Here is a 19,815-nt window from a genome sequence, read left to right on the forward strand (position 1 = left end):
ACTGCTATTAACTGACTAATTCATCTAAAATTAATTTTATTTCCAATAGTTAACGCTAGATTTACAGCGTTACATATCCAGTTCCCCCATCCCTTGAGAGGTAATGTAGTAGAGTGATCACAGTTGAAAAAAAAGACGGGCATAAGCTTAAAATCTCCCACGTCATCCCTGAAACAACCAACCGTCAACTGGATCTCTTTATTTTCGTCCCTGGTGAACTGGGCCTCAACAGCAATATCATTGCTGAAGATGAATTCTTCCATAATGCCATCCAGGGCAAGCGGACCTATTACAGTGACGTGAACCATTTGCCGCTGGTTCACAGCCGACTTGCCAGCCGGGGAAAGCTCTCGACTGAACAGTACCGCTTGAGCTTGAGCCTCTATGCCTACCAGTATGCGTTGGCACTCGAGAAAACCACCCAGCAGCTTCTCGATGACAAAGAAGAACGCTCTCTGGATGAAGTCGAGGAAATCGCTCAGCTCACCATGCGAATTCTCAAACGTCTGCGCCGAAACATCCCTACAGACAAAAAGCTGCTCAAGTATTACGAAAACGTTGATAACTACCTGTCTTGGTTTACTGAGCAACGCTTACTTGAACTTATCGCCCACCTTCCGAGAAGTAGTGACTATAGCGAGATAAAATCCTTGCTGCTTGAGGTGTGCGAAAAAGAATCGGAACACCGCAGCAAGCATAACTACAACTCATCCAAGGCGATGGAAGATCCAACACGTATGTCGAACAAGATGCGCCTTTTGCGCCGCTTGATTGAATACCCGGTCACCATGAAGGAGAAGACCAGCGAGTTGGGCCAGAATACCCGCAAAATCGTTACTGGTTTTGCGGCAGGCTTTGTGATGATTTTCGTCACCTTAATGCTGATTAAAGCCCGAGGGGTACTGGGTGATATTACCGCATCTTTCATATTGGTGCTGTCAGTTATCTATGCCGCACGTGAAGTGTTCAAAGATGACTTGAAAACCATTCTTTGGCGCTGGGTACGTAAAGGCAAGCCCAAGTGGCGCAAGCAATTTTTCGATGTAAACTCCAATCAATTAATTGGCCGCCAGCTAGAATGGATGGAGTACTGTGCTTTCAAGGCTCTCGATAAAGAGATCAGGAAGATCCGCAAGCACAAGGTGTCCCAGCATGAGGAGACAGTACTGCATTACAAGAGCACTACCCGGATGTCTCCGACCAAGTTCCTGACTGGTTATGAGCAAACTCGTGAATCTATCATGCTGGATCTTCGCACCATCACCCGCTTGATGGAAAAAGGCTCGCAGAAAATCTACCAGCTTAAAGACGGGCAAGTTTCCAAAGAGTCTGTAGAGAAGCGCCACTTGATCAACTTGGTGACCCGCGAAAAAGTGGATGATAAAACCATCTCTATCCAGCGCTGGAAAGTGATCATGAACCGTTCGAAAATTGTCGATATCGAGCCGATTGAGACCTACAACGGGGAATAACCCTACACTCTCTCCGTTGTAACCTCTCGGGCAGTTGATACGCTTAAAGGGAAACCATTTTGATGATCCCTTTATGAAAAAACTGTCCGAGCTCGTATTCAACAACACCTACAGCACCCTGCCAAACAGCTTTGGCACTTTTATCCAGCCCCAACCGCTTGATGATCCATTTCTCGTCACTGTGAACCCCCAAGTCAGTGAAATGCTTGAACTGGATCCCGCTCAAGCTCAGACCCAGTACTTTATCGATCTATTTACTGGTAATGATGAGCACCCATCGATGTCTCCCCTTGCCATGAAGTACACCGGTCATCAATTCGGCCAATATAATCCTGATTTGGGCGACGGTCGCGGCTTGCTGATGGGGGAAGTACAGACTTCATCCGGTAAAAAGTGGGATATACACTTAAAAGGCTCCGGTCTTACCCCCTACTCCCGTCAAGGAGATGGCCGGGCGGTATTGCGCTCTTCTATCCGTGAATACCTTGCCAGTGCCGCAATGGCTGGTCTTGGCATCAAAACCACCCACGCTTTGGCAGTACTTTCTAGTAATACCCCCGTGTATAGGGAAACCGTCGAACGAGGGGCAACACTGATCCGTATTGCAGAAAGTCACTTACGTTTCGGCCATTTCGAGTATTTCTTCTATACCCAACAACACACCGAACTGAAAACGTTGGCCGATTACCTCATCAAACACCATTTTCCTGACATCGACATACAACAGGATGAATCGAGCCGCTACAGCCAGATGTTCAACAAAATCATCAGTTTAACCGCCGAGATGATTGCAGACTGGCAAGCTGTCGGATTTGCCCACGGAGTGATGAATACCGATAACATGTCGGTGCTTGGCCTGACTTTTGATTATGGCCCTTACGGCTTTATTGATGACTACGAGCCTGGCTTTATCTGTAATCATTCCGATTATTCAGGGCGTTATGCATTTAACCAGCAGCCTAGCATTGCCTTGTGGAACCTTTCAGCTCTTGGCTACGCCCTAACCCCATTACTCGATAAAGCGCTGCTTGATCAGGCTCTTGAACAATACCAGCCAATCCTGCAAAAGGCATACAGTGCCAAAATGCGCGCTAAACTCGGCCTCAAGGAGAAACTCGAAGAAGATACACCGCTCTTTTCAGCGATGTTTAATATGCTGAAATCCCAGAGCGTCGACTTCACCCTCTTCTTCAGAACGTTGTCGTCAGTCCCGCATAATGAGCTTCAAGCTTCAGGCCATCTGTTTAAAAACATAGTTAAAGATATTGCTCCGTTAGAAACATGGCTTGCAATGTATTCGCAGCGACTTGAGAAAGAGCATTGCTCAGACGGTGATCGACTTGATCTGATGCGATCCACCAACCCTAAGTTCATCTTTAGAAATTACCTCGCCCAGCAAGCTATTGAGCACGCAGAAAAAGGTGATTTCGCTATGATTGAGCAACTCATGACGGTACTGCAAACTCCCTTTGATGAACACCCTGAGTTCTCTCACTTTGCTGAGCGTCCACCAGAATGGGGCAAGAAAATAGAAATTAGTTGCTCTTCCTGATGAAGAAAAAACCAGCTTAGAAGCTAAACGCTGGGAGCCGATACTTCATCTTGATACTGATAGAATCAACGTCATTGGCATCAATGAAATATCGGTTCACTGCAAGGCCAATCTGCCAGGCAGGCGTTAAGGCATAATTAAGCTCAATACCTAAATATGGATCAACGCCATCATCGCTATGAGTTATTTTCTGCCCTTGATACAGACTATCAATATCGGCTTCCCAGTACATAACCCCCAGCACACCCGCTAGCGAAACCTGATTATAACGCCACAGCGAATAGCGGGTGTCGATACCGACCCCCTGTACCAACACCGGCGTGATACGAGATACCGACAGGTGTTCATCGGCACTCATATTAACGTCTCCAACCAAGGTGGCCTTTGCCTTCCCCTGATCGATATACCTCAGTGTGATGTCCCAGTCAGGAGTAATGGAATAACCAACACCCAGTGTCCAGTAAAAGTCATGATCTTCGATGTCGGTGATTTGGGCTTGGCTTGTATCAAGATCATCTCGGGCCTTGCTCTGGCCTACATCTGCCTCTAAGTACCAATTCGCCTGTACTTGCGTACTGATAGTTAGCATTAGCAACACTATGCTACGCGATAGTCGATTACAGTGTGCCGCACTCCATTTATATAGGCAGAGCAACATTAACATCACGATCCCTGTTAACCCCATACTCCCCCCTCCAGAGTTACTGACATACATTGAGCTGACATTTCTAACAGTGACCTTAACCTGTCCACTCACTGCCAAACCGAAGGTATCACTGATTTGATAGGTTATCGTATCTACCCCTTCAAACCCTGCCTCAGACTGATAACTCAAGGTCTGGTCACTGTTGATAACAACATCACCATGCTCAGCTTGCGCCGAAAGTAGCACTAACGTATCACCATCGGGGTCAGAGTCATTTTCCAGTACATTTATTTCAACAACATCTTGGGTGACGACTTGTGCCTCGTCATCAACAGCAACAGGAGACTGGCTGTTTACAACATTCACCGTAACAGTCGATGACGCCGTTCCACCCTTACTATCGGTAATACCGTAACTAATCACAGCATTGCCAAGGAACCCCGTCTCAGCTGTATAGCGCAGTTGGTTACTGATAACCTCTGTTATCCCAAAACTCTCCGACACACTAGCAATGCTAATTTCATCCCCGTCGGCATCACTATCATTGGCTAGTACGTTTATGATGACAGAAGAGTTAATACCAACTACCGCGGTATCTGCTTCAGCGACAGGAAGCGTATTATCACTCGCTTTTGTCGCAACACCACCGGGGTCCATGATGCTGCCGTTTACAATGCCATCATCATCATTCGGACCTCCATCCTCGATAGTAAGCTGAACACACCAATCCCCCTCCTTCAAACCAACAGCCCAAAGATCACTTCCCGGAGGTGGGCAATAGCCCGCTTCACCTGCCGATGACGACAAGTAGTTGTTGCTATCTATGACAAAATCAAACCAGCCCTTTTGCTCAGAGTATTTCCGATAAACGGCATTCGCTGGTATTGGTAAACGTTGAGGGAAGACAACCTGGTAAGTTTGCCCCGGAGTCGGTAACCCATAAGCAATGAAGTCAAATACCCCACCGATATTGGTTGCTTCTGTATCACTGCCCAATTGCTGCTCAACTTCATCATCAAAGAGCTGAGTTCCCCCTGAGGCATTAGCAGCAACTGAAACACCTTTACGTAAGCAAACACCGGGATCCCCTTCTATCAAGTAACCATCGGTGTCTAGCGCTTGTTCCTGCAGGACATTGCACTCATCAATCGCATCTAGATAATCAGGAATACCATCTTCGTCACTATCAGCAAAACCTTCTTCACTGTCAGGAAGCAGATCACCGTCACTGTCTGAATTCCCCAAAGAAGCTAATTGTTCTACCACTTCGATATAGATATCTTTGGTGACGGATTCAGGATTAGAAGCATCATCTGTGACCGTCAAATTAATCATGTAATGTCCAGGCGTAAGCTGCTCTGGAGAGAAAACAAACTCTCCCTTATCGGTCCCCTGATTGATGATATTCACCTCATCAGTATGCCAAGTATATTGGTGGCTATCCGAAACATTAGCATCAGTAACATTCGTTTCAATCGTTACCAACTCTGAGCTATTTGTGACTACCTGGCGATACTCAGAAGACTGGGTTACCAATACTGTCACTTTAGGTGCAATATTGTCTTCTTTTACCAACAAGCGGAACACAGATTTACTGCCAAGGTTTACGCTATTATCTAGCGTAATAACGACGTCTTCGTCCCCTTCGCTAATCCCATCATCAAAGAGCGTAAATGTGATGGTGCCTTCCAAACCTTGCTCGATAACCACATTGCCTGCGACCAAATCATGATCTTGGCTATCAGTCGTGCCTGAAACGGTATAAGGGATAACTACTGGGTAAGTGGGTGACTCACCATTTATATACACTGAGGCCTGATAGCTCTTACCTTCTGCGGTTACACCATCTTTTTCAATAGACACCAACGGATGAACGGTTACATGTTGGCTAGCTTCAGCTTTATTGCCTTGCCCATCTTCGGTTCGCCAATAAACAATGTGATTACCCGGCTGGAAGTAATGTCGGTTATCAACCAAGACAACACTCAAGGGACTCCCCAAGGTATCATACGCTGTCGCTACCCCCAGATCCGCTTTGGTAAATAACGCTGTCGCATTCAGTTCAATATCATCAGGCTCATTAATGATCGGAGTGCCTAGTTGAACCTCTCCTTCGATGGTTAAAGTGACTACCGCACTGACTAGTTCGCTGTACTCATCACTGACCAAATAACTGATTTCTACATTACCGACAAATCCTGCCGGTGCTACATAGTTAAGCTTGTTGTTCTCGATAGTCACCGTGCCAACACTGGCCTGAGCGGCAACAATACTGAGTGTATCGCCATCAACATCAACATCATTGTTCAATACATCCAGCTCAAATTGATTTTGCTCTGAATAGGTTTCTGTGATGATATCGTCAGCGACAATTGGTACATCATTGACAGGAGTAATGGACAGACTAACCATCGCGATATTAGACACTGCGCCCGCAACATCTTTAACCTGATAGCTAAAGAGATCATCGCCAAAATAATTTTCTGCCGCTTGATAGCGAATGGTGCCTGCCGAAGTAACGGTAATAGAGCCGCCTTGTGGCATCGAGACAAGTTCTACAGATGTAACATCAACTTGATCATCGACATCATAATCATTACCCAAGATATTAATCTCGAGCGTCCCTTCTTCAACCAATTGAGCTTGGTTATTTATAGCAACTGGAGCATCATTAACAGGCGTGACGGTAATAGTGACCCTTGCCGCTAGTGACTCATAACCATCACTATCAGTAATGGAATACGTAATTATCTCGGTGCCATTAGCATCTTCAATAGGCACATACCTCAGCCTCCCATCCGCTAACACAGTGGCAGTGCCTTTAGTCAAAGACGCTTGATTAGTGAGGGATATTTGCTGAGCGGTAAACCCGCTTTCTGCACTTCCATCTTCAATGTCACTGTCGTTGGATAAAATAGCGATTTCAACAGGCACGTCTTCAAGCGTTGTTGCTTCATCATCCAATGCAACAGGCCTATCGTTTACCGCCCCCACCAATATTTTTATTTCGGCGGGTTCTGATGCTAGCCCCACTCCATCAAAAATACGGTATTCCAAAACATCTTGGCCGAAATAATCTTCATTTGGCAAATAACGAATATTGGCACTATCTACAATGGTCGCTATACCATTTTCAGGATGAGTAACTATTTCAATGCTCCCTTCAGGTGTGCCATCTTCCGGATCAATTGCTGCAATCCTTACAGCCAAGACTATTGGATTATCCTCTTCCGTTTTTTCATTAAACGCAGCGGCAACCGGCACATCATTAACAGGCGTGACTGTTACACTGACAGTTGCTAGCTCTGATTCGCTTAAATCACTGTCTTTTACCTTATAGGTAAAACTATCACTGCCATAAAAGTCAGGTTCTGGCTGATAGGTCACTTTTCCTATACCTGAATCAAACTTCACAGAACCATGAGCTGGCTGTGTTTCGATGCTGACACTTGAAACCACCAAATTCTGATCGATATCGTAATCATTGCTTAGAATGTCAATCAGTACTGACTCATCTTCATTTGTCTTCGCAATATCATCTATAGAAACCGGGGCGTCGTTGACGTTCACCACTTCCAGGTTAAACGCCGCCAAGCTGACCGTTTCCGTGCCATCACTGACCTTGATAATGATGTTCGACGCAGTGCCGACATCATCATTTGTCGGTGTACCGCTAAGCAGGCCACTCGCGGTATTGAAACTCGCCCAAGCTGGCAGATTCTCGATGCTGAACGTCAGATCATCATCGTCGATATCGCTGGCTACTGGCGTGAAATTGTAGCTGGCATCCTGCTGCACACTAGTCGCCGGGCTACCACTGATTTGCGGTGCATCGTTGATGTTCACCACTTCCAGGTTGAATGCGGCCAAGCTGACCGTTTCCGTGCCATCACTGACCTTGATAATGATGTTCGATGTCGTCCCCACGTCATCGTTAGTCGGGGTACCACTGAGCAGCCCGCTTGCAGTAATGAAGCTCGCCCACGCTGGAAGGTTTTCAATACTGAAGGTCAAGTCATCATCATCGATATCGCTGGTTATCGGCGTGAAGCTGTAACTGGCATCTTGATTGACTGAAGTCGCTGGTGTACCACTAATTTGCGGCGCATCGTTGACGTTCACCACCTCCAGGCTGAACGCCGCCAAGCTGACCAATTCCGTGCCATCACTCACCTTAATAGTGATGTTCGATGTCGTGCCCACGTCATCGTTAGTCGGAGTACCGCTGAGCCCTCCACTCACGGTATTAAAACTCGCCCACGATGGCTGGTTTTCAATACTGAAGGTCAAGTCATCATTGTCGATATCACTAGCCACTGGCGTGAAGCTGTAACTGGCATCTTGGTTGACTGAAGTCGCTGGTGTTCCCGAAATAACAGGCGCGTCATTCACATTCACCACTTCGAGGTTAAATGCCGTAAGACTAGCGGTCTCAGTGCCATCCGAGACACTAATGACAATGTTTGAGCTGGTACCGACATCGTCATTAGTCGGGGTACCGCTCAGCACACCGCTCGCGGTATTGAAACTTGCCCACGACGGCTGGTTATTAATACTGAACGTCAGATCATCGTTATCGATATCGCTGGCCACTGGCGTGAAGCTATAGCTGGCATCCTGCTGCACACTAGTCGCCGGGCTGCCGCTGATTTGCGGTGCGTCATTGACGTTGACCACTTCCAAATTGAAGGCTGCAAGGCTGACGGTTTCTGTGCCATCACTGACCTTGATAATGATGTTCGATGTCGTGCCCACATCGTCGTTGGTCGGTGTACCGGAAAGCAACCCACTCGCGGTATTAAAGCTCGCCCACGATGGCTGGTTTTCAATACTGAAGGTCAAGTCATCATCATCGATATCGCTGGCCACAGGCGCGAAGCTGTAGCTGACATCCTGCTGCACGCTAGTCGCCGGGCTACCACTGATTTGCGGCGCATCGTTGACGTTCACCACCTCCAGATTAAACGCCGCCAAGCTGACCGTTTCCGTACCATCACTCACTTTGATAACGATATTCGAGGTGGTACCGACATCGTCGTTGGTCGGGGTACCGCTGAGCACCCCACTCGTGGTATTAAAACTCGCCCACGATGGCTGATTTTCAATGCTGAAGGTCAGATCATCATTGTCGATATCGCTCGCTACTGGCGTAAAGCTGTAACTGGCATCCTGCTGTACACTGGTGGCCGGGCTACCACTGATAGTCGGCGCATCATTAACGTTCACCACTTCCAGATTAAACGCCGCCAAGCTGACGGTTTCCATGCCATCACTCACCTTGATAGTGATGTTCGATGTCGTGCCCACATCGTCGTTGGTCGGTATACCGCTGAGCACACCGCTCGCGGTATTAAAACTTGCCCACGATGGCTGATTTTCAATGCTGAACGTCAAGTCATCGTTATCGATATCGCTCGCTACTGGCATGAAGTTGTAACTGGCATCCTGCTGCACACTGGTGGCCGGGCTACCGCTGATTTGCGGCGCGTCATTGACGTTGACCACTTCTAAGTTGAAGGCTGCAAGACTGACTGTTTCTGTGCCATCACTCACCTCGATAGTGATGCTCGAGGTGGTACCGACATCGTCATTAGTCGGGGTACCGCTGAGCACACCACTCGCGGTATTGAAGCTCGCCCACGATGGCTGGTTATCAATGCTGAAGGTCAGATCATCGTTGTCGATATCACTCGCTACTGGCGTGAAGCTGTAACTGGCATCCTGCTGCACACTGGTGGCCGGGCTACCGCTGATTTGCGGCGCATCGTTGACGTTGACCACTTCCAGATTGAACGCGGCCAAGCTGGCCGTTTCCGTACCATCACTGACCTTGATAGTGATGTTCGATGTCGTGCCCACATCGTCGTTGGTCGGGGTACCACTGAGCACACCGCTCGCGGTATTAAAGCTCGCCCACGATGGCTGGTTTTCAATGCTGAAGGCCAAGTCATCATTGTCGATATCGCTCGCTACTGGCGTGAAGCTATAACTGGCATCCTGCTGCACACTAGTCGCCGGGCTACCGCTGATTTGTGGCGCATCGTTGACGTTCACCACCTCCAGATTAAACGCGGCCAAGCTGACAGTGTCCGAGCCATCACTGACCTTAATGGTGATGTTCGAGGTCGTGCCCACATCATCATTGGTCGGCATACCGCTTAATACACCCGAAGTCGCATTGAAGCTTGCCCACGATGGCCGATTTTCAATGATGAAGGTCAAGTCATCGTTGTCGATATCGCTAGCCACTGGCGTGAAGCTGTAACTGGCATCTTGATTGACTGAAGTCGCTGGTGTACCACTAATTTGCGGCGCATCGTTGACGTTCACCACCTCCAGGCTGAACGCCGCCAAGCTGACCATTTCCGTGCCATCACTCACCTTAATAGTGATGTTCGAGGTCGTGCCCACGTCATCGTTAGTCGGAGTACCGCTGAGCCTTCCACTCACGGTATTAAAACTCGCCCACGATGGATGGTTTTCAATACTGAAGGTCAAGTCATCATTGTCGATATCACTAGCCACTGGCGTGAAGCTGTAACTGGCATCTTGGTTGACTGAAGTCGCTGGTGTTCCCGAAATAACAGGCGCGTCATTCACATTCACCACTTCGAGGTTAAATGCCGTAAGACTAGCGGTCTCAGTGCCATCCGAGACACTAATAACAATGTTTGAGCTGGTACCGATATCGTCATTAGTCGGGGTACCGCTCAACACACCGCTCGCGGTATTGAAACTTGCCCACGACGGCTGGTTATTAATGCTGAACGTCAGATCATCGTTATCGATATCGCTGGCCACTGGCGTGAAATTGTAGCTGGCATCCTGCTGCACACTAGTCGCCGGGCTACCACTGATTTGCGGTGCATCGTTGATGTTCACCACTTCCAGGTTGAATGCGGCCAAGCTGACCGTTTCCGTGCCATCACTGACCTTGATAATGATGTTCGACGCAGTGCCGACATCATCATTTGTCGGTGTACCGCTGAGCATGCCTCTCGCGGTATTGAAGCTCGCCCACGATGGCTGGTTATTAATGCTAAACGTCAGATCATCGTTGTCGATATCGCTGGCCACTGGCGTGAAGCTGTAGCTGGCATCCTGCTGTACACTGGTGGCAGGGCTACCTGAGATCACCGGCGCATCATTAACGTTGATTACTTCCAGGTTGAACGCCGCCAAGCTGACGGTTTCAGTGCCATCACTGACCTTGATAGTGATATTCGAGGTCGTACCCACATCGTCATTGGTCGGTGTACCGCTGAGCAACCCACTCGCGGTATTAAAGCTCGCCCACGATGGCTGGTTATTAATGCTGAAGGTCAAGTCATCGTTGTCGATATCGCTGGCGATTGGCGTGAAGCTGTAGCTGGCATCCTGCTGTACACTGGTGGCTGGACTACCGCTGATTTGCGGTGCGTCATTCACATTGACTACTTCCAGATTAAACGCCGCCAAGCTGATGATTTCAGTACCATCACTCACCTTGATCAAGATATTCGAGGTAGTACCCACATCATCATTGGTCGGGGTACCGCTTAATACACCCGAAGCCGTATTAAAGCTCGCCCACGATGGTTGGTTTTCAATGCTGAAGGCCAAGTCATCATTGTCGATATCGCTAGCTACTGGCGTGAAGTTGTAACTGGCATCCTGCTGCACACTGGTGGCTGGGCTACCACTGATTTGCGGCGCATCATTGACGTTGACCACTTCCAAGTTGAAGGCTGCAAGACTGACGGTTTCTGTGCCATCACTTACCTTGATCACGATGTTCGAGGTAGTACCGACATCGTCGTTGGTCGGCGTACCGCTTAATACACCCGAAGTCGCATTGAAGCTTGTCCACGACGGCTGGTTATCAATGCTGAAGGCCAGATCATCATTGTCGATATCGCTCGCTACTGGCGTGAAGCTGTAACTGGCATCTTGCTGCACACTGGTGGCTGGGCTACCACTGATTTGCGGCGCATCATTGACGTTGACCACTTCCAAGTTGAAGGCTGCAAGACTGACGGTTTCTGTGCCATCACTGACCTTGATAGTGATGCTCGATGTCGTACCCACATCGTCATTAGTCGGGGTACCGGAAAGCAACCCACTCGCGGTATTAAAGCTTGCCCACGATGGCTGGTTCTCGATGCTGAAGGTCAAGTCATCATTGTCGATATCACTGGCGGTCGGCGTGAAGCTGTAGCTGGCGTCCTGGTTGACCGAGGTTGCCGGCACCCCTGAAATGATCGGCGCTGTGTTACCTGCTGACGAAGGTGTCACCGTCAGTCTGAAGGTTAGATCATAATCGGGAAAAACAGCACCATCTAAATACAGTTTTCCATTAGGATAAAATGGTGGGTTTCCGTAATTAGCTGACTTGCTATTATCCGAATAGTTAATGCTATGACAATCAGCGGGCATTAGCGTAAAAAGATAAGTATTCCCTTCAGTAACAGGTACAGAGTCTATAAGGGAAACTTCACTAAAACTATAACCATTCTGCTCTGAACTGGTAATGAACGTATTAGTGAAATTCCATTGTTGTTCACTACCTATTGACGCACCTTTACTACCACTAAATTCATAAAATTGAATTGTACATGTAGATGATTGGTTTGAAACAAGTTCTACTTTGGTAACCACACCTGTTACAGGGGCTTCAAACGTCTGTCCCCACTCCGAACCGTACTGGCTAGACGACCAAATATTAAACGCCCAGCCATTGGTGTCATTTTCCACAATCGCACTGTTCACTTGTCCAGAATATATTAAACCCAAGGTTGCACTATAAAAAATTATAGCTCTCAAGCTATTTGGACTAAATCTAAACAAACCATCCATATCTATTTCTCCCCAGTTACCACATCCTTGTGGTGCTCAACCCTTTATAGTGATCCTCGACAAATATCTATGATGAACTAGGCCCCCTTACTTAGTTGCGTGATGGAAATACCCCCACTAAGGAAATGATGTGGTACAGCCCCAAATACGGGTTTCGAATTCCAAATGCTTGGTTTGAACCTGTGTTTCCAACTGACACCGTTCCGCCACCGCTACCCTGCACGCGCACGCCACCAAGAGAAACAAGATCAGCATCAGCAGGGTTTGCGGCATAAGCTGTTTGTAAACCCATCCCTTCGGTCGCATTCGCTAAAACAGCATTGTCTTTAGCAGACGTATCGCCCGCTTTTTTTGAGGCCATCACTGACACCTCAATGCTACCGCCACCGCCAGATGGGTTAAACTGAGCCACATGTGAATGTTGAGGAAGATTGTTTAAACTCAGCGTCGTAAGTTCAGAACCATAGCTCTGGCCCCACATTATTGTTGACAAACCTTTTCCTTGCCCAACCCCCACAGGCGAACGCCCCTGTAAATCAGGTAAGCCAAATGTTGTTCTACCATCCCCACCAAACGTGGTTCCAAGCAAGGCAAAAACCGCCTCATTGTTATTAATTGGCAGCAGTTGCCCTTGACAAAATGAACTGCCTCTCGGGGCAAAGTTGAACCCAACGCTATGAATACTTCCTATATAGGTTTCCATGAACTTTCTCCTTACAATTAATGGAGATAGTCACTACTACATAACTGTGAACTATCAGCAAGGTGGTGAGTATTGATTCGCCTACCCCAAAATCATCCCAGCATCTAGCTGGTAAAATACGGCGAACTGATAGCCACTGTAGTAGCCCGATTGGGCGACGATCACATCCAGGCTCACTGCGCCGTCTTTAGCGGCCACAATCAGCCCCTTTTCTTTATCAACCGCCAGCACAGTACCCGGAACGCAACCATAGCTCGGCTGGGAGCTGGCAGTGATTTGCATGACATTGAACGTGCCACCATTGACATGAACCGCCACACCACCATGGTGGGGGTTACCGGCACGTGCCGCTCCGATAAAATCGGCCACGGTATGCTCAGACCAACTAAGCTGGGCATTATCGGCATTCACTCTCGGAGCCAGCGATACCTCGCCTTGTTGAGCCCGCCAATCAATGGCACCGGTTTCGTAGCCGGTGATAAAATCGGCCACCAACTTCGGGGCGGCTTGCATCACGCGTAGGCTCAGGCTCTGATGATTATCAAAAGGATGAATTGCTAGCGGCACTTGCAAGCCTATCTCACCACTATCCATCTGCTGAGTTAGGCGGTGCAAAGTCAGTTGGGTTTGGGTAAGGTTATCGCGCAATTGCCAATAGATGGGGTTGCTACCCCGGTAAGCAGGTAGATCGGACGCATGGAGATTAAAAATCTCACCATCGAAGTAGTCACAAACCTGGGCATCGATTTTATGAGAAAATCCGAAGACTAACCCCGCGCTGGCTTGCCAGTGATCGAACTGGGCCAACAAGCGAGTATCGTTCAGATCAATCTGGGGAATCTTTGCCTGTACCAGTTGCTGGCGCAGTTGTTGCAAATCGCCGACTAATCGGCTGTCACCGAGATCCCCTTGTGATAACGTCACCACGCCCGCCAGCCTATTTTGACTCGCGAGCAACTGAATAACGGGGATGCTGACGCAACTGGTAGTAAAAACGACGACCTTGTTTAAGCGTTCCATGCTCTGATCCTTCTGCTAGCTTAAGCTTTGACGGGAATGAACCGAGGCAATCCCGATAATTGATAATAAAAGCCAACCCTCTCTCCCCCTCGGGCAACAAAATACTTGTTGTCGGGAACCGAAGGCTTGGCATCGACGTAAAACGTCATGTCCGGTAAGGGGTGAGTAATACCGGAGTCATACTCATCAACCACTTCGTCGCCAAAGGCATGGATACGCGCATATATCGCAAGAATTCGCTCAGGCATATCAGTTACACCATCAGGTAGCACCAGCGTGCCCGCCTGAACGACCTCAATATCATTGGCCAGTGTAATGGGCTGCATCGCCAACAAGGACGATTTGGATATATGCATTATTTCACCCAGCTCAATACGCTGATCACGGGCAGAAAGGTGGGAGGAATGGGTATAGGCCGCAGACTGCCACTGCTGGTTAAATTCTGTATCGCCGTGAACCATGATGGCCTGAACAGAGATGGACTGCGGCACCATGATGCCATCAAGGCTAAGGAACTGAACCTGGTGCCGGGCAATACTTAGCTGTCCCTCTTGGGTAAAGCCGTGTTGCAGCGCCTCAAGCAACAGAATGTCTATCGCCCCCTGCGGCTCGTACTGAGTGGCATCCGCCTCGACGATGGCTTCGATGTAGTCCGATACATTCAGATCTCCAACCAACTGGTGCAATGACTGGATAGCGCCAGGTTGTATATCAACGAGTACGACCTGTAACTGGCTACTGTCTACCCCACCTTCCTCTTGGTAATACTGCAACAACGGCAGTAACAAAGGGGCAAAGGGACCACAAGCCGGATAGAGCAAACGCACTTGCTTCCTGTTGCTGAGCTTGGCTCTGATCGCTTTATCTAACCCACGAGCAAAACCACGTATTCGATAAATATCTTTGATGGTAGTGCTGCTGTTCAGCGGCGACATAATCAGCCCGGTTGCACTGACATATTGACGGGTAAGAACATCCTGGCCCAAAGCCGCCTGCGCCATTGACAACATGGCCTGATCGTACATATCGGTAAAAAGTGCAGTTAACTGCTCATGCACGGTCACACTGTCAGTCAGCACAGCCGTCATCGCTTGGGTAAAGCTCTGCTGCAGTTTCAGTTTTCGCTCAGCCTGGGATAACTGTTGCTGCGCCAGGGACTCCAGTTGCTGACGGATGGAAAACTTCAGCAGATCATCAACGGCGGGATCCGCAAAATCGAGCTCGGCTTTGGGGTGATTCGCCATCTGTAGTTGCGCTTTCATCTCTCTTCATGCTCCGTCTTTGGTTGAAGTTGTGCCATTAGCCAATCATTGACAATGCAATCGAAAACCAGGTGAATACGAGGCGTATGACCTCGGTGATAAACGGCATGTTCTGCAGCCGCATTGATGTACCACAACTCTCCTTCGGCAATTCTCAGTAGCTGGTCGCTGACCATAAACTCAACACCAGGGTCGGATCGCAAACAATAATGAAGACGTGCCTGACCATTAGAAATATCTAGGCCACTGTCTCGATGCGGCTTTATTTCAGAGCCGGGATCCAGCCGCATTAAACGCGCAGACAAAACAGAGCAAGGGAATAATTGTAGAAACCGCTCAAGGCAAGGAAATTCATCCCGAAGAATAGGGTAATTCTGATAATCGTCAGGGCTTGCTGACTCCTCAAAATTAAAAGCCTGTAAAATTGGGGAATTTGTCATATGTTTCGCCAACCCCCTCAATGGAATAACGCTCCACTCCCCTTCAAAGCAGGTGTTGTTTACATGTACCACCCAAAGACAATCATCGACTTTTGTTGTGCTACTCCACTGTGACACAGGCAATACCAACATTTCAGGTACTTTTAATTGAGAGTAAATTAAATCCATATCGTTATCTATTAACCAAAGATATTATTAGTCACTACAATTTTATAGACGATTGCTTGTAATAGTTTTAATGAAAATAATCACCCCTAGATACTAAGTTGTTATTTTTCGCCTGCACATTATTATTAATAAAGATTTATCACTTTTCTATTACAGCACATTACATAGCCAATTTAGCTCGCGACTGCATATAGTCATCAGAAACAATAATGCGTAAATTGCTAACAAATTAAAGCTTAGACAAAAAATGCAACTAGGCGCACATAGTGTCGATTTTGTGTTCTAGTGCACTAACTACCAATGACTGGCTGTCTTGAAACAGGCATGTGAAGAGAGCTCCACACAGCCTGATATCACAATTACACCATCATCGAATCCACTTCCAACTCCTGGCCCTTGAACACTTTAAAGTCATTTGCTGCAAACCTAACCCTGCCCCTTTTTCTTTCAATCAACAGCGGCGCTGATATTCCTTCTGATTGCAGCTTATCCGCTAACTGCTTTCTGGCACGGTGTATTTGGATGTTGACATGATTTTCAGATAGGCCAATATCTTTTGTTAGCTGTTCGATGGTTCGCCACCCCTGTAAATGCTCTGGCAAATTCGCTATTTGGTCTTGGCCTTTGTATCGCGCTAATAATGCTGTGAGGTAATGGTGACTCCTGATCTCACAATCTATATCTTCTTTGCTATTTTTTAGCGTCAATTCGGTTAATTCTTCATCTTGACTGATATTAAAAATGTAACAGATGTCATTGCTAACGTTAGTATCGGAGATAAGGGTTTCTTTTTCAGCCGCATCTGCCCCTTTGATTAATTTCCAAATTGAATCTGAGAATTCCAGCAGCTCTCCATCATATAGCTTGCTCGGTGTTGAATCATTTATAGTTTCACAATACCAACTTTTTTCTACCACATCATAAAAGATGATGACTTCAGGAGAGTTTTCTGAAGGAAGGAAATGATAATGTTCAAGCAGAATAGGTTTCGCATCAGGTGGGTCATAACTACTTTCTGATTCAAGCGGGATTAAAACATCCCTTGGCTCATCAAGACTCTCAACAATAAAAGTGATATTCTTTTTGTTAGCAAAACAGATTCTATCTTTAACTGCTAATTTATAAAGCTTATTCGGTAAAATGGAATCGCCATTCACCTGAACACCGTTTTTACTCAAATCCCTGATATACCAGACGCCATCAATCCACTCGATAACCGCATGTATACGAGATATCTCAGGGTTATCAATTAAAGTATCAACAGCAGTAGCAAGTCGGCCGAATTGATGAAATGCTTTCAAATAAAGAGGATAACGCGAACTTCCTGATGTTAAATAAGCCATAGTTAATCCTTGTTATTAGTGGAATTCTATATCCGGCATAAAACTTGTCATATATAGACTATAGTGTGATGGCGTCCTACATCCTATTACACCGGTATTACACGCAAAGCCACTCATGTGTTGACAAAGTTATACATAAAAACCTTGCTGACAGATACTATTTTCATCTTTTAACTCTTCTTGCCAACGCAGCGCTACTGGAACTTGGTACAAACGGTCATTCGCCAGTTGCGGCCAAATATGGCAAAGGCCAGGAACAAAAACCTTTACGGTACATAGGGGAATAGGTTCTCGACTATAATCCAATACCAAAGTTTCGTAGTTTAAGCTTTGCAACTTTTCGACAATGGATAAGATATCATCTTTCATATCACCAGTGTGCAACAAGCATGGCTTAACAGCTTTACACTCAGGCTCAGGGTATAAGTAAACCCCGTCTTCTACTGCGTCGAAATCAAACGGAGCCCCTTTTTGATTACGCACAGGGATCAATTGACACAACTCAGTCAACGCGCGCAAAGCCGCCAGTTCAGGCTTTAAATGACACCCGAACCCAAAAATAAAACCTTTATGTTTTTTATGCTGACCAACCGCAACCATCACGGGTACACCTATATCATTGGTTACATCAAGTACCCAAAATTCATAATGCACAGATAATGTGTTTGTTAGTGGTCGAAGCAACTCTGATGGTATTTTATCTAAGTCAAAAGCCGGTCGAATAACACGGTTATACCACCATATAGATACAGCATCACGCTCTACCAACTCACACAGCCCTTGCAGAATAGCTTCTTCACGGGTGTTCCCAGCCGATGCACCATTTGAATGCCATCGACCAAACTTTTCATCGGCAAATGCCAGCTGATTCGTATGCTCATTATCGATCTCAATATTAGTAAAACAGCATGTAAGGGGCATATAGACATGCTCTTTATTAGTTAACGACCATGTTTTAAACCAATAGATTTCCTCATTACTATATGGACTAACCGCTTGCGTTCGCTTGGACTCTGGATCATTACTGTCGTTAAACCTCTGGTATTGCCTCTCACTGTGTGGCGTCAATGATTGAAAAGGCACGTAACGCAGAGATAAGTCGTCAGGGCGTGATTTTAGTAACGGCTCATTACCTCTAAACTGAGCATTTGCCCTTTCAATTGCCTCGCATACCGCACTGGCCTGAGATTGAGTAGGGCTTACACCCTTTCCTAGGCATATCTGGACAAAACTATTTTGGTCAATTGCCTCCGGAGTTTGTTGCGGTACCAACTTAAAAAAGCTTGTACGATAAATTTTAATCTCAGAGGCAGAGTCAAAAAGCTCAAGATGAGTGATCACTCCAGTGATTGGACTAATGAACGGTTTTAACTTAGACAACGTTTGCTCTGCACTAATACTTCTCGAGCCACCATCTTTCGCATACTCCCCAATGCAGCTTTCGAGCTTAATAGGCACACATGCTTGGTCGGACAAACAGCCTTGCGGTTTCCAACAATGAACGACATTGTGATATTCACTCACAGACGTATCAATGTCATAAACAATTAAATGAGGCGTTTTTGCACTTAACTGCTTGAGCAGTAGTCCTTTTAGCTGATTACATTGCCCTACCGTTAAACTATTCCTGACCTTGAAAGGGTAACAATGGCATCGCTCAGGCCACTTTTTTGTCAACCACTTCCTAACAGGTTGATTATCTAGCAGTTGTGCTTGCAACTGATTAAAAGCAAATGAATTGATAACATCTAGCTTTGGAGTCACCCAAACCTTTTCACCAACCACTTTTATGACAATGAAGTCAGCTTCTATTGGCAGGTTAGATATTCTTGGGTCTAGCAGATCATCAACAAGCACGAGAGATAAAGGATTCCCCCTATCGAAAGACCCGTTTAAATTGATTTCATGCAAAAGTGAATGAAAGCTATCACTACCATCAAATAACTGAGATAACGTTAACACAGAGAGGTTGAAGACTTTTATTCCTTCAATCAGGTCTTCAACTTCTGTACTTCTTTTATCCAAGCTTGTCTGAGTTTCAAATATTGGCCGTTTGTATTGCCCATCACCATCACCATCACCATCAAACAATAACTCTTGTGATATCAATTTTTCTACCTGATAGTAAAAAAGCGCTGCCCGTTGTGGCTCTATAGCCTCCTCAGCCTGTAAAATATCATCTGTTGATTTCCAACCATCGATACACTGCATCAGAGGGAAGCGCCAAGCAGGCAGAAGCCATTGACCTGAGGATGACACTAACAACACATCACCATTATCAAAAATATAATGGTTCAAGCGGGGATGCCATTTCAACGCTCTAGAACTATCCATATTCTATTTCTCTTCAGTTAAACAACGTCATCCTTGCTAA

Annotated in this window: 9 protein-coding genes; 2 read left to right on the forward strand and 7 right to left on the reverse strand. The window is 46.8% G+C overall.

Annotated features, from left to right (window positions below; genetic code table 11):
- Positions 1–113: 113 nt before the first annotated feature.
- Both ACXAD4_RS10350 and ACXAD4_RS10355 read left to right on the forward strand, forming a co-directional pair.
- Positions 114–1,472, forward strand: a complete 1,359-nt coding sequence (locus ACXAD4_RS10350) for a hypothetical protein (protein WP_475241142.1) — start codon at positions 114–116, stop codon at positions 1,470–1,472.
- A gap of 73 nt (positions 1,473–1,545) precedes the next feature.
- On the forward strand, positions 1,546–3,024 hold the full coding sequence (locus tag ACXAD4_RS10355; RefSeq protein WP_475241144.1) for a protein adenylyltransferase SelO: 1,479 nt from the start codon (positions 1,546–1,548) through the stop codon (positions 3,022–3,024).
- Between the two features lie 16 nt (positions 3,025–3,040).
- Here ACXAD4_RS10355 and ACXAD4_RS10360 read toward each other — a convergent pair whose 3' ends face one another.
- The 7 genes from ACXAD4_RS10360 to ACXAD4_RS10390 all read right to left on the reverse strand — a co-directional run bounded on the left by ACXAD4_RS10360 (position 3,041) and on the right by ACXAD4_RS10390 (position 19,775).
- On the reverse strand, positions 3,041–12,403 hold the full coding sequence (locus ACXAD4_RS10360; protein WP_475241145.1) for an Ig-like domain-containing protein: 9,363 nt from the start codon (positions 12,401–12,403) through the stop codon (positions 3,041–3,043).
- Between the two features lie 193 nt (positions 12,404–12,596).
- Positions 12,597–13,208, reverse strand: a complete 612-nt coding sequence (locus tag ACXAD4_RS10365; RefSeq protein ID WP_475241147.1) for a phage tail protein — start codon at positions 13,206–13,208, stop codon at positions 12,597–12,599.
- 81 nt (positions 13,209–13,289) lie between these two features.
- Positions 13,290–14,228: a methionyl-tRNA formyltransferase gene (locus tag ACXAD4_RS10370; protein WP_475241149.1), complete on the reverse strand. Its 939-nt coding sequence runs from the start codon at positions 14,226–14,228 to the stop codon at positions 13,290–13,292.
- A 20-nt stretch (positions 14,229–14,248) separates the two neighbouring features.
- The gene (locus tag ACXAD4_RS10375; protein WP_475241150.1) at positions 14,249–15,490 is read right to left on the reverse strand and encodes an SAM-dependent methyltransferase; all 1,242 of its coding nucleotides are present in this window, start codon (positions 15,488–15,490) and stop codon (positions 14,249–14,251) included.
- Positions 15,487–16,098, reverse strand: coding sequence for an aspartyl/asparaginyl beta-hydroxylase domain-containing protein (locus ACXAD4_RS10380; protein WP_475241152.1), 612 nt, complete (start codon positions 16,096–16,098; stop codon positions 15,487–15,489). Before ACXAD4_RS10380 ends, ACXAD4_RS10375 begins: the two co-directional genes overlap by 4 nt.
- 359 nt (positions 16,099–16,457) lie before the next feature.
- On the reverse strand, positions 16,458–17,441 hold the full coding sequence (locus ACXAD4_RS10385) for an FHA domain-containing protein (RefSeq protein WP_475241153.1): 984 nt from the start codon (positions 17,439–17,441) through the stop codon (positions 16,458–16,460).
- A 129-nt stretch (positions 17,442–17,570) separates the two neighbouring features.
- The gene (locus ACXAD4_RS10390) at positions 17,571–19,775 is read right to left on the reverse strand and encodes a YcaO-like family protein (RefSeq protein WP_475241154.1); all 2,205 of its coding nucleotides are present in this window, start codon (positions 19,773–19,775) and stop codon (positions 17,571–17,573) included.
- Positions 19,776–19,815: the final 40 nt, after the last annotated feature.

The organism is Photobacterium sp. AWH4_225 (assembly GCF_056158405.1).